Here is a 21,016-nt window from a genome sequence, read left to right as displayed (position 1 = left end):
CAGACTCGCACAAAAAAGGTGCAGCATAGAGCTGACCCTTCGGTCAGCCAAGTGCGACTAAAGTGACGAACCTGCCAATTGTCGTCTGTGCCAGGCCTATGCTTTGCGGCATCATCGCAGGCATCCGCCTTTGGTGCTCCCGATGAATATCGACACCCGTATCAAATTCCGCCACCTGCTGTGCTTTCTCGAAATCGCTCGCCAGCGCAGCTTCGCCAAGGCGGCCGATGCTCTGGCGGTCAGCCAGCCGGCTATTTCCAAGACGCTCAAGGAGTTGGAAGAAATCCTCGAGGCCAGTCTGTTCGAGCGGGGCAAGAGCGGGGTGAGCCTGACCGCTGCCGGGGTGGCCTTCATGCGCTATGCCGGGCCTTGCGTACAGGCGCTGCGTGATGGCGTGAACAGCCTGCGCGAAGGCGAGCACGAGGCTGGGCAGGTGCGCGTGGGCGTGTTGTCTACCGTCGAGAGCCTGCTGATTCCCGAGGTGGTCGGGCGCCTGCATCAGCGTCACTCGGCGCTGGTGGTCAGCGTTGCCATTGGGCCGGGCACCTACCTGCTCGGTCAGTTGCGCGTCGGCGAGCTGGACCTGGTGGTCGGGCGCATGACCGACAGCCCGGATATCCAGGGCCTGACCTTCGAGCACCTGTACAGCGAGTCGATGAGCCTGGTGGTGCGCCCCGGTCACCCGCTGCTGGCCGCCGGCGCCGCCGCGCTGGGACAGCTTGGCGATTACCCGCTGGTGCTGCCGACGGCCGGTACCACCATCCGCAAGCATGCCGACAGCCTGTTCGTACAGTGCGGAGTGACGCCCTCGCGGCAGCGCCTGGAGACCCTGTCGCCGGCGCTGAGTCGGCGCTACGTGCTGTCTGGCGATGCGCTGTGGGTGGCGCCGCAGGACGCGGTGTGCCTGGACGTGCAGCGCGGCGAGCTGGTCGAGTTGCAACTGCCGGTGCGTGAGCCTGGTGGCTCGGTAGGCATCTGCCGCAACAGCGCGCTGGCCCTGCCGCTGGCCGCCGAGCAGTTCTGCGCGGCGCTGCGTGAGGTGGCCGAAGCCTACCGCGAAGGGCTTTTTTCATAACCATTTGGTTATGGGTCGACGGCGTCTTTTCAATATTCCCCGCGTCTGCTTTGGCGGAAACTGTGCGTCAGCCTGATCCCAGGTCGACTCCACAATACTCACAACAGGAGCGCACCATGCCTGCCGAGGACAATCGCCGTTTCGTCATTCGTGACCGCAACTGGCACCCCAAAGCCCTGACGCCCGATTACAAGACCTCCATCGCCCGTTCGCCGCGCCAGGCGCTGGTGAGCATCCCGCAGTCGATCTCCGAGACCACCGGCCCGCATTTCTCGCACCTGAAGTTCGCCGAGCACGACAACGACCTGCTGCTCAACTTCAACAACGGTGGCCTGCCCATCGGCGAGCGCATCATCGTTTCCGGTCGGGTGATGGATCAGTACGGCAAGCCGATCTCGCATATTAACCCGGCAATCAAATACCCCAGATTATGCTGCGTAGGCGATACGTGGATGCCGGAAATAAGAACGGATTCTTTGAGGGGGCACGCTATGGACGCCTTGCTGGTCTCTCCATACCTAGGCCCAGAAATGCACATCCTTATCCCGAGGATCGCTTCGCGTCACATACCCGAGGCAGGAGCCGTATGCGGTAGTTCCGCACGTACGGATCTGTGCGAGGGGCGGCAGGTAACTGCCGCCCCTACCGCGACCGGTTGAGCAACAAGGGGCCAAGGCCGTGATCCCGAGAAAGCGTAACTCCGTGAAAGGCAATGCGTATCTGGACAGAGGTCTTTACCGCAACCGGCACTTGGTGGAGAACGCCTTCGCCCGGCTAAAGCACTACCGGGCAGTGGCATCTCGGCTCGACAAACTCAAGAGAAATTACGAAAGCGTCGTGGCCATGGCCTGTGCCTTTCTCTGGTTACCTATGTGAAACGGCAACAGCCCCTAGGCGGCACACCATCACTTCAACCCTGCTGTTTCTGCGCTAGATCAGGTCCACTTCGTGGTGCTGGCTGTTCAGGGCAGCGGCCGGTAAATGCGCTATGACCTTTGTTGTTTGCGTTGTTGCTTGACCTGATACATCTCGTTGTCCGCCAGCCTGATGGCCTCTTCAGCGGTGGTGCCATCAGGCATCACCGCCACTACCCCAACGCTCGCACCCTGATACTCATAGGGAGGCAGGCCGTTACCCAGGTCATACTGGCCAACAGTGGCCTTGCTCAGACGGGCCTGCATTAGCGCTGCTGCATCCCGGAGCTCTTGCGCAGGGGCAGGGCGCTGGAGGGCATTACCCAGGGCGATGACGATGAACTCGTCTCCTCCGATCCGGCCGACCATGTCGCTGGCTCTAAGGCTGCGCTTCAGCTCAGTGGCGATACCAAGCAGAAACTGATCACCCGCCTGGTGGCCGTAGCAGTCGTTGATCAGTTTGAATCCATCCAAGTCGATGACGGCAACGAGCACATACTTGCTGTCGCGCTGAGCCAAGGCGAACAGCTGTACAAGGTCACGCATGATGCCGCGCCGATTGGCGAGTCCAGTCAGCGGGTCGGTCAGCGCTAGCCGGCCAAGTTCGCTGTTGGCGGCCTGAAGTTGTGCGACCAATAGCTCGCGTTCCAGGGCGTAACCTAGCAAGCCCGACAGCAGAGCAAGCAACGGCTCCACATTGGCTGGACGGGCTACCTGAGCCGAGCTTGCCGCGCAGACGGTGCCCAGGACGCGGCCATCCTGCGATCTGATAGGTGCGCTCAGATAGGTCTTGATGCCCAGAGCCTTGGCCGCGTCGGAGTCGCCCCAGCACTCGGCAACGTTGTCTGAGTAAAGACGGTTCTCTTCAAGGGCTCGCTTGCACAGGGTATCGGCCCTGGGTACGACCAGCCCCTCCGGGATGATCATTGCGCCCGCATTGCGTGCAAACTCGACGCGTTGCACGCCCTGTTCGGTGTCGATAGTGGTCAGGTAGGTCGACTCCATGCCGGTGAACTGGTTAAGCAGCGACAACAAAGGGCGCGCCAGTTGCTCCAGCGTTTGCGCCTTGGGGATGGTTTCCGACAGCAAAGAGAGAATCTGATCCATTGGAGCGTACCGATAGTGACGTTGCGTGGTTAGTGTCATATAGCTGATTGGCATGACATAGAGCAGATACTCCCGCGCTGCGTCAAATCACCCCGTCACCCCAGCGCCATAGTCACAATGAAAACGGCCATTGAGTGTCGTGTTGGAGGTTGGTTTCAGTGTAGTTGTAGATGCTGCGGATATCCTCTTGCGGCGTCATGGCTGGCTTGTGCAGAACTTTGCCCAGCCTGCTTCGAGGTCAAACTCGGGCCATTGAGTGTTGGATCATGTGGTAACGAGCGCCGGTCAGAATCAGCAGTCTGGTTGCGATGGCGTCACGTGTATCGATGTTGAGCAGATCGGCTATAAGCTTCGGTGTGTCTTTCCATTGCAGTACTGGAAAGTGCTGGCGCTGCCTGGCCTTCTTTTTCTCTGCCTTGCTCAGCAGGTTGTCCAAGTGTCCGCGCCAGCGGGCAGGATTGTCCCCCTCGCGTAAGCGCCTGGCCTTGGCTGCATCCAGTATTTGCTCGATCTGGCCCCTGATTTCATCAGCAGTCCGGGTCTTGGTTGCCCAGATGGGTTGCAATGCAGTAAGCACATGCTCGGTGCTGATGATGTCAGCCGACAGCTTGCCCATGGTCGGGAAGGCGTAGAGCTCCAACTTGCGTAGCCAGCCTTTCCGCCACTTCTCAGACCAACTGCCGCCGTGTGCCTGTTGGTATTCGCGAGCGAGATCCTCGAAAGTCGTGCGACGTGCTGCGGCCTGGCGTTCGGCCTCGCGCTTGGCTTCCTTTGCCGCGTCGCGGGTTGCCAGTGGGTCGCTTCCGGAGGCGAGGAGCTTGCGTTGATCGGCGGCCAACTGCCGGGCTTGGCCGAGTGTGACGGCAGGGAAGGGGCCTTGCCCCATTTCGCGGCTGCGGCCATCCAGCTTGTAACGGAAGATCCAGCTGGTGTCGCCGCTCTTGGATACCTGGAAGTACAGGCCATCGCCATCATTGGTTTTTCCTGGCGTTGCAGCCTTGGCTATCGACTCCACGGTCTTGCTGGTCAGCTTGCCTATTACTCGCTCCTACTCCAACACACCCCCTCAACCCACACTCTGACCCACACCTTGGTTGCTGATTTTATGGATGGCTACGGGATGTCTTGGGACAGACCCTAAGCTGTAAGGCGCGTATTTTCTAGGGCTGTAGGATCTTGCTGGATTTCTTCGGGCAATAAAAAAGCCGGCTTGTGGCCGGCTTTTAGGAGGTGGTCAGGGCTTATTTTTGGTAAGCCGCGACTGCCTTGTTGATCAGGCCGCGGGCTTCTTCAGCGCCGCCCCAGCCTTCTACCTTGACCCACTTGCCCTTCTCCAGATCCTTGTAGTTCTCGAAGAAGTGCTTGATCTGCTCGATCAGCAGCGCGGGCAGGTCGGTGTATTCCTGAACGTCTTTGTATAGAACGGTCAGTTTGTCGTGCGGAACGGCAACCAGCTTGGCGTCGCCGCCGGCTTCGTCGCTCATGTGCAGTACGCCGACCGGACGAGCGCGGATCACCGAACCCGGTGCGACCGGATAAGGAGTCACGACCAGCACGTCGAGGGGGTCGCCGTCGTCAGCCAGAGTGTGCGGGATGAAACCGTAGTTGGCCGGGTAGAACATCGGCGTGGCCATGAAGCGATCGACCATCAGGCAATCAGTGTCGTGGTCGATTTCGTATTTGATCGGCGCGTGGTTGGCCGGGATTTCGATGGCAACGTAGATGTCGTTCGGCAGGTCTTTACCAGCCGGGATCTTGCTGTAGCTCATGGGGGAAACTCCCAGGGAGGGCCAAAAAAGTGGGGCGCATTATAGGCGTATTCGCAATGCGTTACTACGGCGGCCTACTCAGCCATTGGTCGCGTTTTCGACCGTCCTGTAGTCGGGGTGTTCCGCCTGCAGCCGTCGCAATCGCGCCAGGCTGTCCTGGCGGTAGAACAAGGACAGCTGCTGGTAGACGTCCGGAAAGGCATCTGCCAGCAGGTCCGGTGCGCTGAAGAAGTATTCGCTGGTCACCGCGAAGAACTCCGCCGGATCTTCGGCCGCGTACGGGTCAATGGCGGTCTCGGTGTCGGGATTGGCGTCCAGCTCGGCGTTCAGTGCGTCATAGGCGCTCTGCATGGCATGCGCCCAATCCTGCACGCGCATGTCGCGGTGCAGCGGCGGCAGGCCATTGGCGCCGCCTTCGAGCATGTCCAGCTTGTGCGCCAGTTCGTGGATCACCAGGTTGTAGCCTTCCCAGCCGCCACTGGCCTCGACCCCGGGCCAGGCGAGGATCACCGGGCCCTGTTGCCAGGCCTCGCCGCTGCGCGCGTCGTCCCACTCGTGTTCGATGCCGCTGGCATCGCGGTGGCGCTGCGGGCTGATGAAGTCATCCGGGTAGAGGACGATTTCGTGAAAACCCCGGTACCAGTCCAGATCGCCCAGGTGTAGCAGTGGCAACTGCGCCTGGGCGGCCAGCAGCAGGTGCTCGACCGGGCCTAGTTCCAGGCCCGGCAGGGCGGTCAGCTGTTTGTCATGCAGAAACAGCACGGCGCGCTCGCGCAACTGCTGCTCTTCGTGCTCGTCGAGGCCATCGAGAATTGGCAGGCGTCTGCGTACTTCAGCCCAGTGGGCCGGATCGACAGGGTTGTTTTCGAGGGTGCGACGACGGCGCCAGGCCTTGAAGGACCACATGCATGCGGGCTCGTTGGGAAGACCCGGCCACCATAAGCGCACCAGGCGCTCGCCACAAGTCGGCATAAAGGCTGCAAAGCCTCTTGCAGCTTCGCTGCAGCAGGAGGGCTGGGCATGGCGCTACAACTGCTGGAACACCCGGGCATCACGCTGGCGAGCGGCACCGGGCTGGACTTGCCGCACCAGGCCGCGCGGGCTCGGGCGATGTGGCTGGCCGGTCGCCGGCAGCGACCGCCGTTGCTGCTGGTCGTGTTGCTTTGGGCGCGCCACTGCCCTGATGTGGTGCAAAGCCTGGAGCGTCATCTGGACGCCCTGTTCGCCGATTTTCGCTGTACGCCTGAGGGTTGGAGTGAAACCCAGGCGGCGCGCCAGGTGCTGGCCGCACTGAATCTCCAGCTGTTTCGCCGGCTGCAGGCCGGGCAGGGCGTCGCCGACTTACATGCCGGTGTGCTGCTGATGCAGGGCGATGAGTTGCAGTTTCTGCAGGCGGGCAGTGTCGGCCTGGCGCGTGCGCACAAAGGTGTCTTGCAGATTCTGGCAGGTCGTGAGGGGCAGGCTCTCGGCGTCCAGGCAGAGCTGGCGCTGGTTCAGCACAATCTGTTGCCCAGCCGTGGCGAGCATCTGCTACTGGCGCCGCAACCGCTGCTCGATGTGAGTGATCTGCAAGGGCTATGTATCCAGGCGCAGGGTGGCTTGTGCGAGCGGTTGCAGCCGTTGTTGCAGGCCCCCGGCGCTGCAGTGCTGCTCGGCGTGGGGGAAACCCAGTGCCTGACGCCGGCGCGGTCCGCTGCGCCGCGCCTGGCGCTGGCGCAGATGGCCTGCGGCCAGCAGCTCGATGGTTGGACGCTGTTGCGTCAATGTCCTTATGGGCCGCCTGGGCGTTTGTATGTCGGGCGTGACGAGTCCGGACGGGAAGCCGTGCTCTGGTTCGCCGAGGAAGATGCAGGCGAAGCCTTCTGGCAGCGTGAGTGGGCGTTGCGGCGCAGTCCGCAGCAGGCGTTGCCGCAGGTGTTGTCGCCGCATCAGGCGCGCAGTCACGCGTATCTGGTCCTGGCCAAGCCGCCCCGCGGCATGCGCAACCTGTTCGATTGGGTGGCCGCCCATGGTGCGCCGGATACACAGACGCTGATGGGGGTGGTGACGCAACTGATCGCAGCCGTGCGTTCGTTGCAGCGCCGTGGCATGCAGGGGCTTTGGCTAAACCCCAGGCAGATTCTGCTCGGTGATGACGGGAGGGTGCTGTTTCTGCCTGGCGCAGCTGCGATCCTGCCCGGTGTAGCGCGTCAGCCTGTGCCTGAGCAGGCTGTGCCGCTGGCGCCGGAACTGCGCAGCGGCCGTGCACTGGATGGTCGTGCCGATCAGTTCGCCCTGGCGGCGCTGATGTACTGGCTGATGTCGGGGCAATGGCCGGAGGCGGCGCGCAGCGACGTCAAGCCTGGACACTGCTACGTGCCTCTGGCGACCTTTACCGTGCATGTGCCGCAAGGCTGGGATGGCGTGCTGGCCCGCGCCCTGGCGCCGCAGCCACAGGCACGTTTCGAGGCGCTATCGGAATTTCAGCTGGCATTGCAGCAGCCCTTGCAGGCGCGTCGCAGTCAGGCGCTAAGGCGGGCACCCTTGCAGATGGCACGCCTGGCTGTGTTGGGTCTGGGCACGCTGTCGTTGCTGTTGGGGCTGCTGCTCAGTCTTGGTGGCTGACGGGCGGCCGCTGCGCCTGCGAGGCGATCAATCGGAGTTGATCGGCAGTACGTAGTTCTTGAACTGTTCGTCCTCGACGAAGCCGATGGACTCGTAGACCTTCTGCGCCACCTCGTTGTCGCGGCTGGTGGCCACGCGCATGCGCACGGCGTTGGTTTCCTTGGCCATTTGCTTGGCGGTGTGCAGCAGGCGGTCGGCAACCAGTTGGCGGCGAGCATCCTCGGCGACGTAGATGTCGTTGAGAATCCACACGCGCTTGAGCGAAAGCGAGGAGAAGCTGGGGTAGAGCTGGCAGAAGCCGAGCAGCTTGTCTTCATCGTCGGCCAGGGCCAGGTAGATCACCGACTCCTTGCGGCGCAGGCGCTTCTCGAGGAACTTGCGTGACGACTCGGGGTAGGGCAGCTCGTTATAGAACTCGCGGTATTTGACGAACAGCGGGGTCAACAGGTCCAGGTGCTCCAGGGTGGCTTGGACGATGCGCATGGTGGGCCTCGGCTTCTCTCTGTAGTGGGGCAGGAGTGGCGATGCAGCTGTTGTGCCAGCGGGTCAGTCGATGCTGCCTCAAAGCCAGTTGAATGCGCAATCCAAGCAAGCGTTTGATTTTCTGGCTGTGGAGCAACTTGGTATTGGTGCATCTGTCTGAACTGGGCGCAGCAGTCGCCTGGCGGGTGCTGTGCTAACCTGCCGCCATCGCTTTAAGCCCTATGCGTAGGGCGTGTTCAGAGGTCATCAATGCACATCCATATTCTCGGTATCTGCGGCACTTTCATGGGGTCGCTGGCTGTTCTGGCCAAAGAGCTCGGCCATCGCGTCACCGGCTCCGATGCCAACGTTTACCCGCCCATGAGCACTCAGTTGGAAGCCCAGGGCATTGAGCTGATGGAGGGCTTTGATCCGGCGCACCTGCAGCCGGCACCGGATCTGGTGGTGGTGGGCAATGCCATGAGCCGTGGCAACCCGGCGGTGGAATACGTGCTGAACAAGGGGCTGCCCTACGTTTCCGGGCCGCAGTGGCTGGCCGATCACGTGCTGCAGGGGCGTTGGGTGTTGGCGGTGGCCGGCACCCACGGCAAGACCAGCAGTTCCAGCATGCTGGCCTGGGTGCTGGAACATGCCGGTATGAGCCCGGGCTTTCTGATCGGCGGCGTGCCGCAGAATTTTGGTATTTCCGCGCGCCTGGGCGGCACACCGTTCTTCGTGGTCGAGGCCGACGAGTACGACAGCGCCTTCTTCGACAAGCGCAGCAAGTTCGTCCACTACCGCCCGCGAACAGCGATCCTCAACAACCTGGAGTTCGATCACGCAGACATCTTCCCGGATCTGGCTGCTATCGAGCGGCAGTTCCACCATCTGGTGCGGATCATTCCCAGCGAAGGCCTGGTCATCCACCCGGCCAGCGAAACCGCGTTGGCGCGGGTGATCGAGATGGGCTGCTGGACGCCCGTGCAGACCACTGGTGAAGGTGGCCAGTGGCAGGCGCGTTTGCTCAGCGCCGATGGCTCGCGCTTCGAGGTGAGCTTCGACGGCAAGGTCGAGGGTACCGTGGAGTGGAACCTGACCGGCCAACACAACGTCGCCAACGCCCTGGCCGTGCTCGCGGCGGCGCGCCATGTCGGCGTGGTGCCGGCGCTGGGCATCGAGGCGCTGGGCCGGTTCGTCAACGCCAAGCGGCGCATGGAGAAGGTCGCCGAGGTCAATGGCGTGACCATTTTCGATGATTTCGCCCACCACCCCACGGCCATCGCTACCACGCTCGACGGCCTGCGCAAGCGTGTCGGCGACGATACCCAGGTGATTGCGGTGATCGAGCCGCGCTCCAACTCGATGAAGCTCGGCGCGCACCGTGACGGTCTGGCCGAATCGGCCGGGCAGGCCGATGCGGTGTTCTGGTATGCGCCGCCGAATCTCGGCTGGGACCTGGCCGCCACCGTGGCGCAGGCGCCGAACCCGACGCGCGTGTGCGACTCGCTGGAGTCGATCATCGACGGCGTGAAGGCGCTGGTGCGACCGGGTACGCAGGTGGTGGTCATGAGCAACGGCGGCTTCGGCGGCCTGCATGGTAAGCTGGCCAAGGCTCTGGACTGAAACGCATACCCCAGCGGTAGGGCGGGTGAAACCCGCCACATATCAAGAACCGGCGGGTTGCACCCGCCCTACGGAGCATCCATGAGCGGCCCTGAGAGAATTACCCTGGCCATGACCGGCGCCTCGGGCGCGCAATACGGCCTGCGCCTGCTCGATTGCCTGGTGCAGGAGGATCGCGAGGTGCACTTCCTGATCTCCAAGGCCGCGCAACTGGTGATGGCCACCGAAACAGACGTGGCGTTGCCGGCCAAGCCGCAATCCATGGCCCAGTTTCTGACCGAGTACACCGGCGCGGCGCCGGGGCAGATTCGCGTCTACGGCAAGGAAGACTGGATGGCCCCGGCCGCCTCCGGCTCCGGTGCGCCCACTGCCATGGTGGTAGTGCCGTGCAGCACCGGCACCCTGTCGGCCATTGCCAGCGGCGCCTGCAACAATCTGATCGAGCGCGCCGCCGACGTGGCGCTGAAGGAGCGCCGCCAGCTGATCCTGGTACCGCGTGAGGCGCCGTATTCGAGCATCCATCTGGAGAACATGCTCAAGCTGTCGAATCTGGGTGTGACCATCCTGCCGGCCTCGCCCGGCTTCTATCACCAGCCGCAGACGCTGGATGACCTGGTGGACTTCGTGGTCGCGCGCATCCTCAACTGCCTGAATATCCCCCAGGACATGCTGCCGCGCTGGGGCGAGCATCATTTGGTGTCGGATGACTAGCAGCGTGCGCCTGCTCTTATGCGCCGTGGCGCTGCTGAGCCTGAGCGGTTGCGCCACCGTGCGTACGCTGGACGCGGCCAAGCCCGGTGCCCCTGTGGTTTATGCAGGGACGCGGCTGGACTGGTATGCGATCAATGGCGGCTGCTGCCCGCTGGATCGTTTCGGCGCCGAGGCACCGCGTTACGCGGGGCTGGATCTGCCGGCCAGTGCGCTGCTCGACACCCTGCTGTTGCCGTTTTCGCTGGCTACGGCGCTGGGTGTGAGCCTGGGTGTCAGCGGCGGGTTGTAGCCCGATGCAATCCGGGAAAGGCGTTGGTGCGCGCGGCGCGGGCTACCGGATTGGCGTTGGTGGCGTCGTTCAGCAGGTTTCCGTTTCCACTTCCAGGCACACGTCGATCCACTCGGCACCGACCAGTTCGGCCATGCGCTGCGGGGCGATGCGCACCGCGCTGTGGGTGGCGCCGGCCGCTGGCAGCACTTCATCGAAAGCCAGCAACGAGCGGTCGCAGTAGACGCTCAGGGGCGTGGCCAGGCCGAATGGGCAAACGCCGCCGACCGGATGGCTGGTCAGTTCGACCACCGTTTGCGCATCGAGCATGCGTGCCTTGGTGCCAAAGCATTCCTTCATCTTGCGATTGTCGATGCGCGCATCGCCACGGGCGACGATCAACACGTCACGCTCGGCGATGCGGAAGGCCAGGGTCTTGGCGATCTGCCCTGGCGCCACGCCATGCGCTTCGGCAGCCAGCGCCACGGTGGCGGTGCTGGTCTGCAGCTCGATGATCGTGATGTCGGGCGCCTTGGCGGCGAAGAAGGCGCGGACAGAGGCCAGGCTCATGAAACGGTCCCCCAGGGCTGTCGAGATGAGCACGGTGCGCCGCTGCTGCAGTCGTGACCGTGCTGAAAAACAAACGGCCATGCTCGCGCTGCATGGCCGACACGTCAAGGCTAGATATCGTCAGTTTGCCAGCAGATGGGCTGCTTTTGCCGTCTCATCGAGCCCGTAGCGACCTTTTGCATCTCGTGTCACCCGGCCCATGGCCACGTCCGGGTCGTGGGTGAAGACCAGTCGACCGCCACGAGCATGCAGGTCGCTCAGCAGTGCTTCCTTCTCCTCGATCAGGCCTTCGGGGAAACGGTCGTAGCCCATGGTGATCGGCAGGTGAACCCAGGGTGCGCCGGGGATCAGGTCGCCAGGAAATACCACGGGGCCGCCCGGCATGGCCACTTCCGGCAACAATTGGCCCGGTGTGTGGCCATCGCTCCAGTGCAGGCGCCAATCGGGGCCGAGCAGTGCACAACTGTCGGTTTCATCGATCAGATGCAGGCGTCCGCTGGCTTCCAGCAGAGTCAGCAGCTCCGGGATATAGGAGGCCTTGTCGCGGGCGTGTGGCGTGCAGGCTCGCTGCCACTGGCGTCGACCGGTGACGAAGCGCGCGTTGGGAAATAGCAGGCGTGCCGGCTCGCCATCCTGCCAGGCGGCGAGCAGGCCGCCGGCGTGGTCGAAGTGCAGGTGGGTGAGCACGACGATATCGATGTCGGCATCGCTCAGGCCGAGTTTCGCCAGTTCATCGAGCAGGACGTGATGCGCTTCCTGCACGCCGAAGCGCTGCTTCAGCTCAGGGCTGAAGAAGGCGCCGATGCCGGTCTCGACCAGGATGTTGCGCGCGTCTTCCTGCACCAGCAGGGCGCGGCAGCCGAGGTCGATACGGTTCAGTTCGTCGGCCGGCATCCAGCGTTGCCAAAGGGCCTTGGGTGCGTTGCCGAACATGGCGCCGCCATCGAGTTTCTGGCTGTTGCCGGTCAGGGTGGTCAGGGTTCGCATGACGGTATCTCTTGTTCTTGAAGGCGGCTGTGCTCGATCTTGTATTGTCGCCGAGCCTTGCCGGGGGAAAAGCGCCGGCGCCGGTGAATAAAAAGCGCGGCGCCGAAGCAGCCGCGCAACACGCTCAAACCTGTAGGGCGGGTGCAACCCGCCGGTTTGGCGGTGGCGGGTTGCACCCGCCCTACTAAAACTGCTCGGCAGTCAGGCCATACAGCGGCTGGCTACCCCCCCGAATGCTCGCTTCCAGGCTCAGGGTACGCGGTAGCAGGCGGGCGAAGAAGAACTCGGCGGTGGCGAGCTTGCCGCCGTAGAAGGCTTCATCCTCTGCCTGCTTGTTCTGCGCCACCGCGGCCATGCGCGCCCACATGTAGGCGTAGGCGACGTAGCCGAACAGGTGCAGGTACTCCACCGAGGCGGCGCCGACCGAGTTGGGATCAACCTTGGCCTGCTCCAGCAGCCAGCCGCTGACCGCTTCCAGGCGTTCCAGCGCTTCCATCAGGCGATCACCGAAGGGCGATTCATGGGCGTGGGCGAAGTCACGCACTTCGCTGGCGAACAGGCGCAGCGCGGCGCCGCCATTGGCCATCACCTTGCGCCCGAGCAGGTCGAGCGCCTGGATGCCGTTGGTGCCCTCGTAGATCTGCGCGATGCGCACGTCGCGCACCAGTTGCTCCTGGCCCCATTCGCGGATGTAGCCGTGGCCGCCGAATACCTGCTGGCCGTGCACGCAGCTTTCCAGCCCGGTGTCGGTGAAGAAGGCCTTGGCCACCGGAGTCAGCAGGGCGACCAGTGCTTCGGCGTTCTGCCGTTCCTCGGCATCCTCGGCGTACTTGGCCAGGTCGAGCTGCTGGCCAACGTAGCAGGCGAATGCGCGACCACCCTCGTTCAGCGCCTTCATGGTCAGCAGCATGCGGCGTACGTCGGCGTGGACGATGATCGGGTCGGCGATCTTGTCCTTCGCCACCGGGCCGGTGGCGGCGCGGCTCTGGATACGTTCACGGGCGTAGGTCACTGCCGACTGGTAGGACGCCTCGGCGCAGCCGATGCCCTGGATGCCGATGGACAGGCGCTCGTAGTTCATCATGGTGAACATCGCCGCCAGGCCCTTGTTGACCTCACCGATCAGGTAGCCGGTGGCGCCGTCGAAGTTCATCACGCAGGTGGCCGAGGCCTTGATACCCATCTTGTGCTCGATGGAGCCGCAGCTCACCGCATTGCGCTCGCCCAGGCTGCCATCGGCGTTGACCATTATCTTGGGTACCAGAAACAGCGAGATGCCTTTCGGCCCGGCCGGTGCATCCGGCAGCTTGGCCAGCACCAGATGGATGATGTTCTCGGTCAGATCCTGCTCACCGCCAGTGATGAAAATCTTGCTGCCGGTAACCTTGTAGCTGCCGTCGGCTTGCGGTTCGGCCTTGGTGCGAATGATGCCCAGGTCGGTGCCGGCATGCGCCTCGGTCAGGCACATGGAGCCGGCCCAGCGGCCTTCGTACATCGGCGGCAGGTAGGTGGTTTTCAACGCTTCGCTGGCGTGGGCATCGATGGCCAGGCAGGCGCCGGAACTCAGCGCCGAATACCGGGCGAAGCTGGAGCCGGCGGCGTAGAGCATTTCCTCGAAGGCCACGGCGAGCATCTTGGGCATGCCCATGCCGCCGTAACTCGGGTTGCCGGAGAGGCCGACCCAGCCGCCTTCGATATAGGTGGCGTAGGCCTCGCGGAAACCGGTCGGGGTGCGCACGTCGCCATCGACCCACTGCGCGCCTTCCTCGTCGCCGCTGCGGTTTAGCGGGGCGATCAGCGTACCGGTGACCTTGGCCGCCTCTTCGAGAATGGCGTCGGCGGTGTCGGCATCGACGGTTTCGGCCAGGGCCGGCAGGCGTGCCCACAGGCTGGGCGCCTGGAAGACTTCATGGAGGACGAAGCGCATATCGCGCAGCGGGGCGTTGAATTCGGGCATGGTGCAACCTCGACAGCAGGGGCGCCGCGACAAGCGCGGCGCATGGAACGAAAGGTGTCAGTCGGCTTCGGTCGTCTCGCGCCGCTGGTCTTTGACGCTGGTGAATTTAAGCAGATGGGTGCGCTCGATCAGGATGTACAGCGCCGCGCCTGCGGCCAGGCCCCAACCCGCGCCGTAGACGGCGAGCACCACACCCATAGTGCCGGCGATGCCGCGCTCGGTGTTGTTGTTCAGTTGCTCGAAGCCGACCATCAGGCAGATATAGCCGGTGAGGATCAGCGTCAGCGACAGGGCGATCGGCAGCACCGGCTGGAAGAAACTGACCAGCGGCAGCATGAACAGCGCGGCGAAGCCGGTGATCCAGAAGGTGCCGGCGCCGCTGTAGATCGAGTCCATCGCCTTGCGCCCGTACTTGTAGCGTTCGGCCATGGTCGCCGCCACGGCTGTCCACAGCGGGCCAGCCAGGCCCGGGTAGGGCGCGAAGAAGGCGTGCAGGGCGTTGCGGATGGCGGTCACCAGATGAATGCGGTCGACGTTGTTTTCGATCACCTCGTCGGTGCGCAGCTCATCGGCGCGCTGCATCAGCGACTGGCCGACGATGATGTCGCCGAAGGCGATCACATAGGCGATCACTGCGGTGGGCACGGCCAGCATGAACACGTCGAGGCCGGGGAAGCCGACGTTGAACGGCAGGTAGTTCCACATCTCGCCGAAGGCCGGCGCGGTGATGCCCCATTTCACGTCCGGCATCTTGTACTCGCCCACGGCGATGCCGATGAAGATGGCGATCAGCATGCCCGGCACCATGCCGTAGTTGACGATCTTGCGGGCGAAGGGCACGCGCTCGGTCAGGCCCTTGAACGACACCGAGAACATCAGATACAGGCAGATCAGACTGCCCAGCACCAGGGAGATCGGCGTGTTGGCCAGACGGCCGCCCGCGCTGATTTCGCCCATCAGCGCGGCGATGCCGGCACCGATGATGATGCCGCCCTTCATCGAGTTGGGGATCAGTCGCACCAGGACACTGCCCAGGCGGGTGACGCCGAGGAAGAGGAAGATCACGAACACCAGAAACTGCAGGGCGAACAGCGCCTGAATGGCCGCAGGGCCCGGTTCGTAGTTGCCGAGAAACAGCAGCACCACGGGAATGCCGGGGGTGATCCAGCCCGGCACCAGCGGCACGCCGAGCAGCGCCGGCAGCATGAAGCCGATGCCGCACACCACTACATAGGCCAGGGCCACGTCATAGGGCAGGCCGAGGTATTTCTCCAGCAACGGGATCATCGCCAGGCTGACCACGAACATGATCAGCGCCTGCAGCATCTCGGCGGTTTCCCAGCGGTAATGCACGAAGGGTAGACGAACCTTGAACGGGCCGAAGGGCCAGTAAGGTTGTTCGTCGCCGTCACGGCGCTTGTAAATTTGCATGAAGGTTCTCCGTCGGCCGCCAGGGCCGGTTCTTGTTGTTGTGCAAACGGTTCATTCACCCCTCTCCCACCGGGAGAGGGGGCGGGGGTGAGGGCCGCTTCTACAGCGCCTTGGCCATATCGCGCAGGACGAACTTCTGGATCTTGCCGGTGCTGGTCTTGGGCAACTGGGTGAAGACCACGGTCTTGGGCACCTTGAAGCCCGCCAGGTGCTCGCGGCAGAAGCTCATGATCTCGCTGTCGCTGGCCTGCTGGCCGGTCTTCAGGGTGATGAAGGCGCAGGGCGTCTCGCCCCATTTCTCGTCCGGGCGGGCGACCACGGCCGCCTCCAGCACCGCCGGGTGGCGATAAAGCACGCCTTCGACCTCGATGGTGGAGATGTTCTCGCCGCCGGAGATGATGATGTCCTTGAGGCGATCGCGGATTTCCACGTAGCCGTCGGCGTGGCACACGCCCAGGTCGCCGGTGTGGAACCAGCCGCCTTCGAAGGCCTCGGCGGTAGCGCTGGGGTTCTTCAGGTAGCCCTTCATCACGGTGTTGCCGCGCATGAAGATCTCGCCGATGGTCTGGCCGTCACGCGGCACCGGCTCGAGGGTTTTCGGGTCGGCCACCATCACCCCTTCCAGGGTCGGGTAGCGCACGCCCTGGCGCGCCTTGATGGTGGCGCGTTCTTCCAGCGGCAGTTCGTCCCATTCGGCGTGCCAGGCGCACAGGGTTACCGGGCCGTAGACCTCGGTAAGGCCGTAGACGTGGGTCACGGCGATGCCCATTTCCTCCACTGCGCCGATCACCTTGGCGGGTGGCGCGGCGCCGGCGACCATGGCCTTGACCGGGTGATCGATGGCCGCCTTGGCCTCGGCCGGCATGTTTACCAGCGCATTGAGCACGATGGGCGCGCCGCACAGGTGAGTGACCTGCTCGTCGCGGATCAGGGTGAGGATCTTCGCCGGGTCGACGCGGCGCAGGAACACGTGCACGCCCGCCAGGGCGGTGATCGTCCAGGGGTAGCACCAGCCATTGCAGTGGAACATCGGCAGGGTCCACAGGTAGACCGGGTGGTTGCCCATAGCCCAGGTCATCTGGTTGCCCATGGCGTTGAGGAAGGCGCCACGGTGGTGATAGACCACGCCCTTGGGGTTGCCGGTGGTGCCGGAGGTGTAGTTGAGGCTGATGGCCTGCCACTCGTCCGTCGGCCACTGCCAGGCGAATTCGGGATCGCCTTCGGCGAGGAAGGCCTCGTAGTCCAGATCGCTGACCGCCTGGCCTTCGCCGTACTCGGGGTCGTCGACGTCGATCACCAGCGGCGGATGGTCGAGCATGCCGATGGCGGCGTGAATCACGTCGAAGAACTCGCGGTCGGCGATCACCACCTTGGCTTCGCCGTGCTGCAGCATGAAAGAGATGGCTTCGGCATCCAGGCGCACGTTGAGGGTGTTGAGCACCGCGCCGATCATCGGCACGCCGAAATGCACTTCGAGCATCGCCGGGATGTTCGGCAGCATCACCGCCACCGTGTCGCCCTGGCCGATGCCACGGCCGGCCAGTGCCGAGGCCAGGCGCCGGCAGCGCGCGTAGGTCTCGGCCCAGTTGCGACGAATCGAGCCATGCACTACGGCCGGGTAGTGCGGGTATACCGCCGCTGTGCGTTCGATGAAGCTCAGTGGGCTGAGGGCAACATGGTTGACGGCGGCGCGGCCGAGGCCCTGCTCGTAGATCGACATGGCGGATACACCTTTGGCTGATTGTTAGCTCTGGTTATTCCGGTAATGATGCAGGCATTACCGAAGCTTGCTGGTTTAGATTTATAGGTCATTTCTATTTTGTATGGAAGTTGTACCAAGGTTTTATAGAATAATTACTATATGAACATCGACGCTCATCTTTCTGCTGTTCCCCTGCAGTCCTGGCTGCGCATCCAGCGTGAGGCACCGCCGCTGGGGGGGCGTGCCGAGGCGTTGCGCCAGGCCTTGCTGGGGTGCCCGCAGGTGCGCCAGGCCTCGTACCTCACCTGGCAGCCGGCCAGTCGCACCTATGCCCAGGTCGATGACGGCCCGCGCCTGCCACCCGGCATGGGCGATCCGCTGGAAGCCAGTGACGAGACACTGTTCACCGCGCTTGGCGAGCAAGCCAGCCTGACCTTCGATGCCCTGCGCCGGCTGCCGTGCTGGCTGGCCGGGCGTTTGCGTCGCGCCGCGCTGCATCATGGCCAGGCGCTGGCCCTGCAACTGCAGCCTGGCCAACCGGGCGTGCTGCTGTTGCAGGTCGACGAGGCGGCCGGGCTGGAGTGGCTGCCCTGGTTGCGCGAGCTGCTGGTGCAGATGGTCGAACTGGCCTCGGGGTTGGCGCGCAGTGCGCCGCTGCTGTCATCCGACCCGCAGCCGGCGCTGCTGCTCGACGCCGATGCGCGCCTGCTGGAGAGCAATGCAGCGTTGCAGGGGCTGCTCGGTGCACGCTCGCTGGCGCAGGTGGGCGAGCTGCTGCCGGTCAACCATCTGCCGCTGGTGCGCGCCTGCCTGGAGCAGTCGCGGGCCGTGGAGGCGGTGGAAGCGCAGGATGGCGAGCGCATCCTGATCTGGAGCTTTATCCCCGATGTGGCAGAGCAGCGGGTGCTGGCGCGCTGCCGTGAGGCCACCCGCGAAGTCCTTGAGCAGCGCGAGGCGACGCGCGCCCGGCGGCTGTATCGGCTGATCACCGAGAACACCACCGACCTGATTTCCCGGCATACCCCGGATGGCGTGTTTCTCGACGCCACACCCGCTAGCTGGACATTGCTCGGCTATTGGCCGGAAGAGCTGCGTGGCATGGCCGTCGACAGCCTGCTGCATCCGCAGGATCAGTTGCAGCAGGCCAAGCAGGCGCGCGAAGCGCTGGAGCAGGACGGCTACCACACCATGAGCTATCGCATCCGGCATCGCGATGGGCGTTATCTCTGGTTCGAGACCGCCAGCCGCGCGATTCGCGAGACCTACACCGGTGCGGTGGTGGAGGTGGTCAGCGTGTCGCGCGACATCACCGCGCGTATCCAGGCCGAGGAGAACAAGCGCCGCCTGGAGGACGAGCTGGCGCACACCACGCGGCTGATCACCCTGGGTGAACTGGCCTCGGGGATTGCCCACGAGATCAATCAGCCGCTGGCGGCAGTGGTCAACTACGCCAGCGCCAGCCAGCGCTACCTGCAGGGCGTCGGCGGCGATCAGGCCGCTGTCGACAAGGTGGCGCAGGGGCTGGCGCGTATCACCGAGCACGCCAACCACGCCTCGGCCGTGATCAAGCGTCTGCGCGCCTTCCTGCGCAAGGGCCAGCGGCGCATGCAGGCGCTGAACCTGGCCGAGGTGGCGCGCGAAGCGGTGCGTCTGTGCAACTGGGAGGCCGGTACGGCGCAGGTGGCGGTGAGCGACCTGTTGCCGGACAATCTGCCGCCGGTATTCGCCGACCGCGTGCTGCTCGAACAGGTACTGCTCAACCTGCTGCGCAATGCCATCGATGCCAACCGCGAACGTCACCCTGGTGCACCTTCGCAGGTCCGTCTGGAGGCAAGCGAAGCGGACGGCAACCTGGCGGTCCGTGTGATCGATCAGGGGCCGGGTGTCAGTGACGAGCAGATGGGCAAGCTGTTCACGCCCTTTTACACCAGCAAGGCGGACGGCCTGGGACTTGGCCTGTCCATGAGCCGCAGCATCGTCGAAGGTTTTGGTGGGTCGCTGGAGGCATTGCCGGCCGAGGGCGGCGGGCTGTGTCTGGAGTGCCGCTTGCCGCTGGGCAGAGAGGATTAGGTTGATCTGTAGGAGCCGGCTTGCCGGCGATCAGGACTCGTGGCGCGACGCGAATCGGCGGACTGTTCGCTGGCGCTCCTGAGTCCGCCCTACGGCGGCCGGCGCTACCCAAACTAGGTCACGCATAACAACAAAAGGAGCAGTACAGGGATGCAACAACTGGTTTACGTGGTCGATGACGACCAGGGCATGCTCGACTCGACGCTCTGGCTGCTGGAGTCGGTAGGCCTCAAGGGCGTGCCGTTCACCAGCGGTCGGGCCTTTCTCGAGGCCTGCGATGCGGCGGCCAACGCCTGTGTGCTGCTCGATGTGCGCATGCCCGGCATGGGGGGGCTGAATGTGCAGGAGGAAATGCGCGCACGGGGTATCGACCTGCCGATCATTTTCGTCAGCGGCCATGCCGACGTGCCCATCGTCGTGCGCGCGTTCAAGGCCGGCGCGGTGGACTTCATCGAGAAGCCCTACAACGAGCAGTTACTGCTCGACAGCGTGCAGCAGGCGCTGGAGCGCCGTCCGGCCCGTCCGCGGCGCGATGCGCGCCTGGCCGAGGTGCAGGCGCGGCTCGATCAGCTCACCCCGCGTGAGCGCGATGTGCTGCTGCCGCTGGTGCGCGGCTACACCAACCGCGAAGTGGCCGAGCAGCTCGATATCAGCGTGAAGACCGTCGACCTGTATCGCTCGCGGGTGATGAAACGCATGCAGGCCGAGACGCTGCCGGAGTTGGTAGGTATGGTTATCGCCGCCGGGTTGGTCGATCCGCTGGCGTTGCGTTCCGGCGCGGTAAGCAGTTAGTCGCTCAGTCGGCCCAGCCGCGATAGACGTGGGTCATGGGCCTTGGCCCCTTGAGATAGCCGGTGCTCAGTTCGCGGATATGAAAGCCGCCGGCTCCTATCAGCGCGGGTATGTCGCGATCCAGATGGCAGCCGCCGGCCAGCGGTTTCCACAGCGGCGTCAGGCGCTTTTGCCAGCGCACCACCGGCAGATCCGGCGCCAGACCGTGTTCGCAGAACAGCAGACGCCCGCCAGGCTTGAGTACGCGGCGCATTTCGCGCAGGGCGGCGATGGCATCAGGGATGGTGCACAGGGTGAAGGTGCAGACGATGTCATCGAAGCTGGCATCCGCCGCCTGAATCTGCCCCAGCTCCAGGGCGATCATTTCCACCGGCACCTGGCAGCGTGCGGCGCGCTCGCGGGCCAGAGCCTGCATTTCCGCGGACGGGTCGACGCCAACCACCACCTCGACCCGCTGTGGGTCGTAGAAACTCAGGTTGAGTCCGCTGCCGATGCCGATTTCCAGCACGCGACCGCGCGCCTGTGGCACGAGTTGCGAGCGCGCCTTCATCACCGCGCCCATGCCGCAGGCGAAATCGATCAGGTGCGGCAGGATATGGCGGTCATAGAGGCCCATGGTTCAGGCTTCGTCCTGCCCCTCATCGTCCTCATCGTTGTCGCCGCGATAGGCGGCAAAGCATTTGAGGGTATGACTGACTTCGCTGCCTTCGATCAACCAACTGTCGTCCGCTTCGCTATAGCGCGCAGCCTGTACCGAAGCCAGGGAGAACTTCCACAGGCGGCGCTCGCGACCATCGATGCAGTGCACCTGCAGCAGCGGTTTGGCGGCGCTGTCGCTGCCCGCCGAGCCGGCGCTGATCTGTGCCAGCAGTTCGGTGTCGAGGTCGAACTGCCAGGCATACAGACTGTCGATCTCGAGCATGTCGGCGTCTTGCAGGGCCTCGATCAGGCTTGTCGGTTTCATCGCTTCATCC

At 64.1% G+C, this 21,016-nt stretch carries 18 protein-coding genes and 3 pseudogenes; 9 read left to right on the top strand and 12 right to left on the bottom strand.

Going from position 1 to position 21,016, the window contains the following annotated elements:
• Positions 1–142 precede the first annotated feature (142 nt).
• The 3 genes and pseudogenes from pcaQ to N5J71_RS06680 form a co-directional block, all read left to right on the top strand.
• Entirely contained in the window at positions 143–1,075 is a 933-nt protein-coding gene (pcaQ, locus tag N5J71_RS06690; RefSeq protein ID WP_279916561.1) for a pca operon transcription factor PcaQ, read from the top strand.
• 116 nt (positions 1,076–1,191) lie between these two features.
• Positions 1,192–1,476: pseudogene (locus N5J71_RS06685) on the top strand (dioxygenase family protein); the annotation flags it as partial.
• A gap of 253 nt (positions 1,477–1,729) precedes the next feature.
• Positions 1,730–1,951, top strand: a pseudogene (locus N5J71_RS06680) (transposase); the annotation flags it as partial.
• Positions 1,952–2,061: 110 nt separating this feature from the next.
• Here N5J71_RS06680 and N5J71_RS06675 read toward each other — a convergent pair.
• From N5J71_RS06675 to N5J71_RS06660, 4 genes and pseudogenes are all read right to left on the bottom strand, one after another.
• The gene (locus N5J71_RS06675) at positions 2,062–3,096 is read right to left on the bottom strand and encodes a sensor domain-containing diguanylate cyclase (protein ID WP_279916560.1); all 1,035 of its coding nucleotides are present in this window, start codon (positions 3,094–3,096) and stop codon (positions 2,062–2,064) included.
• 219 nt (positions 3,097–3,315) lie between these two features.
• A pseudogene (locus N5J71_RS06670) lies at positions 3,316–4,135 on the bottom strand (tyrosine-type recombinase/integrase); the annotation flags it as partial.
• Positions 4,136–4,337: 202 nt separating this feature from the next.
• Positions 4,338–4,865 carry an inorganic diphosphatase gene (gene ppa, locus N5J71_RS06665; protein ID WP_013717208.1) on the bottom strand — a complete coding sequence of 176 codons (528 nt, stop codon included), beginning with the start codon at positions 4,863–4,865 and terminating at the stop codon, positions 4,338–4,340.
• A gap of 78 nt (positions 4,866–4,943) precedes the next feature.
• Positions 4,944–5,771 (bottom strand): M90 family metallopeptidase, encoded by an 828-nt coding sequence (locus N5J71_RS06660; protein ID WP_116619934.1) that lies wholly within the window; start codon positions 5,769–5,771, stop codon positions 4,944–4,946.
• Positions 5,772–5,885: 114 nt separating this feature from the next.
• Between N5J71_RS06660 and N5J71_RS06655 the strand changes: the two genes are divergently transcribed.
• Complete coding sequence (locus tag N5J71_RS06655; RefSeq protein ID WP_090337429.1) at positions 5,886–7,469, top strand: serine/threonine-protein kinase; 1,584 nt, start codon at positions 5,886–5,888, stop codon at positions 7,467–7,469.
• Between the two features lie 27 nt (positions 7,470–7,496).
• Here N5J71_RS06655 and N5J71_RS06650 read toward each other — a convergent pair whose 3' ends face one another.
• Entirely contained in the window at positions 7,497–7,952 is a 456-nt protein-coding gene (locus N5J71_RS06650; protein WP_003463071.1) for a GNAT family N-acetyltransferase, read from the bottom strand.
• A gap of 249 nt (positions 7,953–8,201) precedes the next feature.
• On the opposite strand from N5J71_RS06650, the gene mpl reads away from it, so the two are divergent.
• The 3 genes from mpl (at position 8,202) to N5J71_RS06635 (ending at position 10,554) form a co-directional block, all read left to right on the top strand.
• Positions 8,202–9,554: a UDP-N-acetylmuramate:L-alanyl-gamma-D-glutamyl-meso-diaminopimelate ligase gene (gene mpl / locus N5J71_RS06645; protein WP_003463069.1), complete on the top strand. Its 1,353-nt coding sequence runs from the start codon at positions 8,202–8,204 to the stop codon at positions 9,552–9,554.
• Between the two features lie 81 nt (positions 9,555–9,635).
• Positions 9,636–10,265 (top strand): flavin prenyltransferase UbiX, encoded by a 630-nt coding sequence (ubiX, locus tag N5J71_RS06640; protein ID WP_021489517.1) that lies wholly within the window; start codon positions 9,636–9,638, stop codon positions 10,263–10,265.
• Positions 10,258–10,554 (top strand): YceK/YidQ family lipoprotein, encoded by a 297-nt coding sequence (locus tag N5J71_RS06635; protein ID WP_003463065.1) that lies wholly within the window; start codon positions 10,258–10,260, stop codon positions 10,552–10,554. The genes ubiX and N5J71_RS06635 overlap by 8 nt, the downstream gene beginning before the upstream one ends.
• A 69-nt stretch (positions 10,555–10,623) precedes the next feature.
• On the opposite strand, the gene N5J71_RS06630 is transcribed toward N5J71_RS06635, so the two are convergent.
• From N5J71_RS06630 to N5J71_RS06610, 5 genes are all read right to left on the bottom strand, one after another.
• Positions 10,624–11,103 (bottom strand): YbaK/EbsC family protein, encoded by a 480-nt coding sequence (locus N5J71_RS06630; protein WP_125874105.1) that lies wholly within the window; start codon positions 11,101–11,103, stop codon positions 10,624–10,626.
• A 120-nt stretch (positions 11,104–11,223) separates the two neighbouring features.
• Entirely contained in the window at positions 11,224–12,090 is an 867-nt protein-coding gene (locus N5J71_RS06625) for an MBL fold metallo-hydrolase (protein ID WP_039965155.1), read from the bottom strand.
• Between the two features lie 184 nt (positions 12,091–12,274).
• Positions 12,275–14,047, bottom strand: coding sequence for an acyl-CoA dehydrogenase C-terminal domain-containing protein (locus tag N5J71_RS06620; RefSeq protein ID WP_279916559.1), 1,773 nt, complete (start codon positions 14,045–14,047; stop codon positions 12,275–12,277).
• Between the two features lie 57 nt (positions 14,048–14,104).
• Positions 14,105–15,478: a solute carrier family 23 protein gene (locus N5J71_RS06615; RefSeq protein WP_003463054.1), complete on the bottom strand. Its 1,374-nt coding sequence runs from the start codon at positions 15,476–15,478 to the stop codon at positions 14,105–14,107.
• A gap of 100 nt (positions 15,479–15,578) precedes the next feature.
• Complete coding sequence (locus N5J71_RS06610; RefSeq protein WP_003463051.1) at positions 15,579–17,198, bottom strand: acyl-CoA synthetase; 1,620 nt, start codon at positions 17,196–17,198, stop codon at positions 15,579–15,581.
• Between the two features lie 141 nt (positions 17,199–17,339).
• On the opposite strand from N5J71_RS06610, the gene N5J71_RS06605 reads away from it, so the two are divergent.
• Both N5J71_RS06605 and N5J71_RS06600 read left to right on the top strand, forming a co-directional pair.
• On the top strand, positions 17,340–19,250 hold the full coding sequence (locus N5J71_RS06605; protein ID WP_279916557.1) for a sensor histidine kinase: 1,911 nt from the start codon (positions 17,340–17,342) through the stop codon (positions 19,248–19,250).
• Positions 19,251–19,400: 150 nt separating this feature from the next.
• Complete coding sequence (locus N5J71_RS06600) at positions 19,401–20,042, top strand: response regulator transcription factor (protein ID WP_116619925.1); 642 nt, start codon at positions 19,401–19,403, stop codon at positions 20,040–20,042.
• A 4-nt stretch (positions 20,043–20,046) separates the two neighbouring features.
• On the opposite strand, the gene N5J71_RS06595 is transcribed toward N5J71_RS06600, so the two are convergent.
• A complete protein-coding gene (locus tag N5J71_RS06595) occupies positions 20,047–20,658 on the bottom strand; it encodes a class I SAM-dependent methyltransferase (protein WP_003463044.1) in 612 nt (203 codons plus the stop codon).
• Positions 20,659–20,661: 3 nt separating this feature from the next.
• A complete protein-coding gene (locus tag N5J71_RS06590; protein ID WP_039965152.1) occupies positions 20,662–21,006 on the bottom strand; it encodes a DUF5629 family protein in 345 nt (114 codons plus the stop codon).
• Between the last annotated feature and the right edge of the window lie 10 nt (positions 21,007–21,016).

This window comes from Ectopseudomonas oleovorans (assembly GCF_029845265.1).
Lineage (GTDB): Bacteria > Pseudomonadota > Gammaproteobacteria > Pseudomonadales > Pseudomonadaceae > Aquipseudomonas > Aquipseudomonas oleovorans.
This window is presented reverse-complemented; position numbering and strand designations above follow the sequence as displayed.

Bases quoted from the DNA above. Each gene is read 5' to 3' on its own strand.
- pcaQ (WP_279916561.1), top strand. From the start codon at position 143: ATGAATATCGACACCCGTATCAAATTCCGCCACCTGCTGTGCTTTCTC.
- N5J71_RS06675 (WP_279916560.1), bottom strand. From the start codon at position 3,096: ATGGATCAGATTCTCTCTTTGCTGTCGGAAACCATCCCCAAGGCGCAA.
- ppa (WP_013717208.1), bottom strand. From the start codon at position 4,865: ATGAGCTACAGCAAGATCCCGGCTGGTAAAGACCTGCCGAACGACATC.
- N5J71_RS06660 (WP_116619934.1), bottom strand. From the start codon at position 5,771: ATGTGGTCCTTCAAGGCCTGGCGCCGTCGTCGCACCCTCGAAAACAAC.
- N5J71_RS06655 (WP_090337429.1), top strand. From the start codon at position 5,886: ATGGCGCTACAACTGCTGGAACACCCGGGCATCACGCTGGCGAGCGGC.
- N5J71_RS06650 (WP_003463071.1), bottom strand. From the start codon at position 7,952: ATGCGCATCGTCCAAGCCACCCTGGAGCACCTGGACCTGTTGACCCCG.
- mpl (WP_003463069.1), top strand. From the start codon at position 8,202: ATGCACATCCATATTCTCGGTATCTGCGGCACTTTCATGGGGTCGCTG.
- ubiX (WP_021489517.1), top strand. From the start codon at position 9,636: ATGAGCGGCCCTGAGAGAATTACCCTGGCCATGACCGGCGCCTCGGGC.
- N5J71_RS06635 (WP_003463065.1), top strand. From the start codon at position 10,258: ATGACTAGCAGCGTGCGCCTGCTCTTATGCGCCGTGGCGCTGCTGAGC.
- N5J71_RS06630 (WP_125874105.1), bottom strand. From the start codon at position 11,103: ATGAGCCTGGCCTCTGTCCGCGCCTTCTTCGCCGCCAAGGCGCCCGAC.
- N5J71_RS06625 (WP_039965155.1), bottom strand. From the start codon at position 12,090: ATGCGAACCCTGACCACCCTGACCGGCAACAGCCAGAAACTCGATGGC.
- N5J71_RS06620 (WP_279916559.1), bottom strand. From the start codon at position 14,047: ATGCCCGAATTCAACGCCCCGCTGCGCGATATGCGCTTCGTCCTCCAT.
- N5J71_RS06615 (WP_003463054.1), bottom strand. From the start codon at position 15,478: ATGCAAATTTACAAGCGCCGTGACGGCGACGAACAACCTTACTGGCCC.
- N5J71_RS06610 (WP_003463051.1), bottom strand. From the start codon at position 17,198: ATGTCGATCTACGAGCAGGGCCTCGGCCGCGCCGCCGTCAACCATGTT.
- N5J71_RS06605 (WP_279916557.1), top strand. From the start codon at position 17,340: ATGAACATCGACGCTCATCTTTCTGCTGTTCCCCTGCAGTCCTGGCTG.
- N5J71_RS06600 (WP_116619925.1), top strand. From the start codon at position 19,401: ATGCAACAACTGGTTTACGTGGTCGATGACGACCAGGGCATGCTCGAC.
- N5J71_RS06595 (WP_003463044.1), bottom strand. From the start codon at position 20,658: ATGGGCCTCTATGACCGCCATATCCTGCCGCACCTGATCGATTTCGCC.
- N5J71_RS06590 (WP_039965152.1), bottom strand. From the start codon at position 21,006: ATGAAACCGACAAGCCTGATCGAGGCCCTGCAAGACGCCGACATGCTC.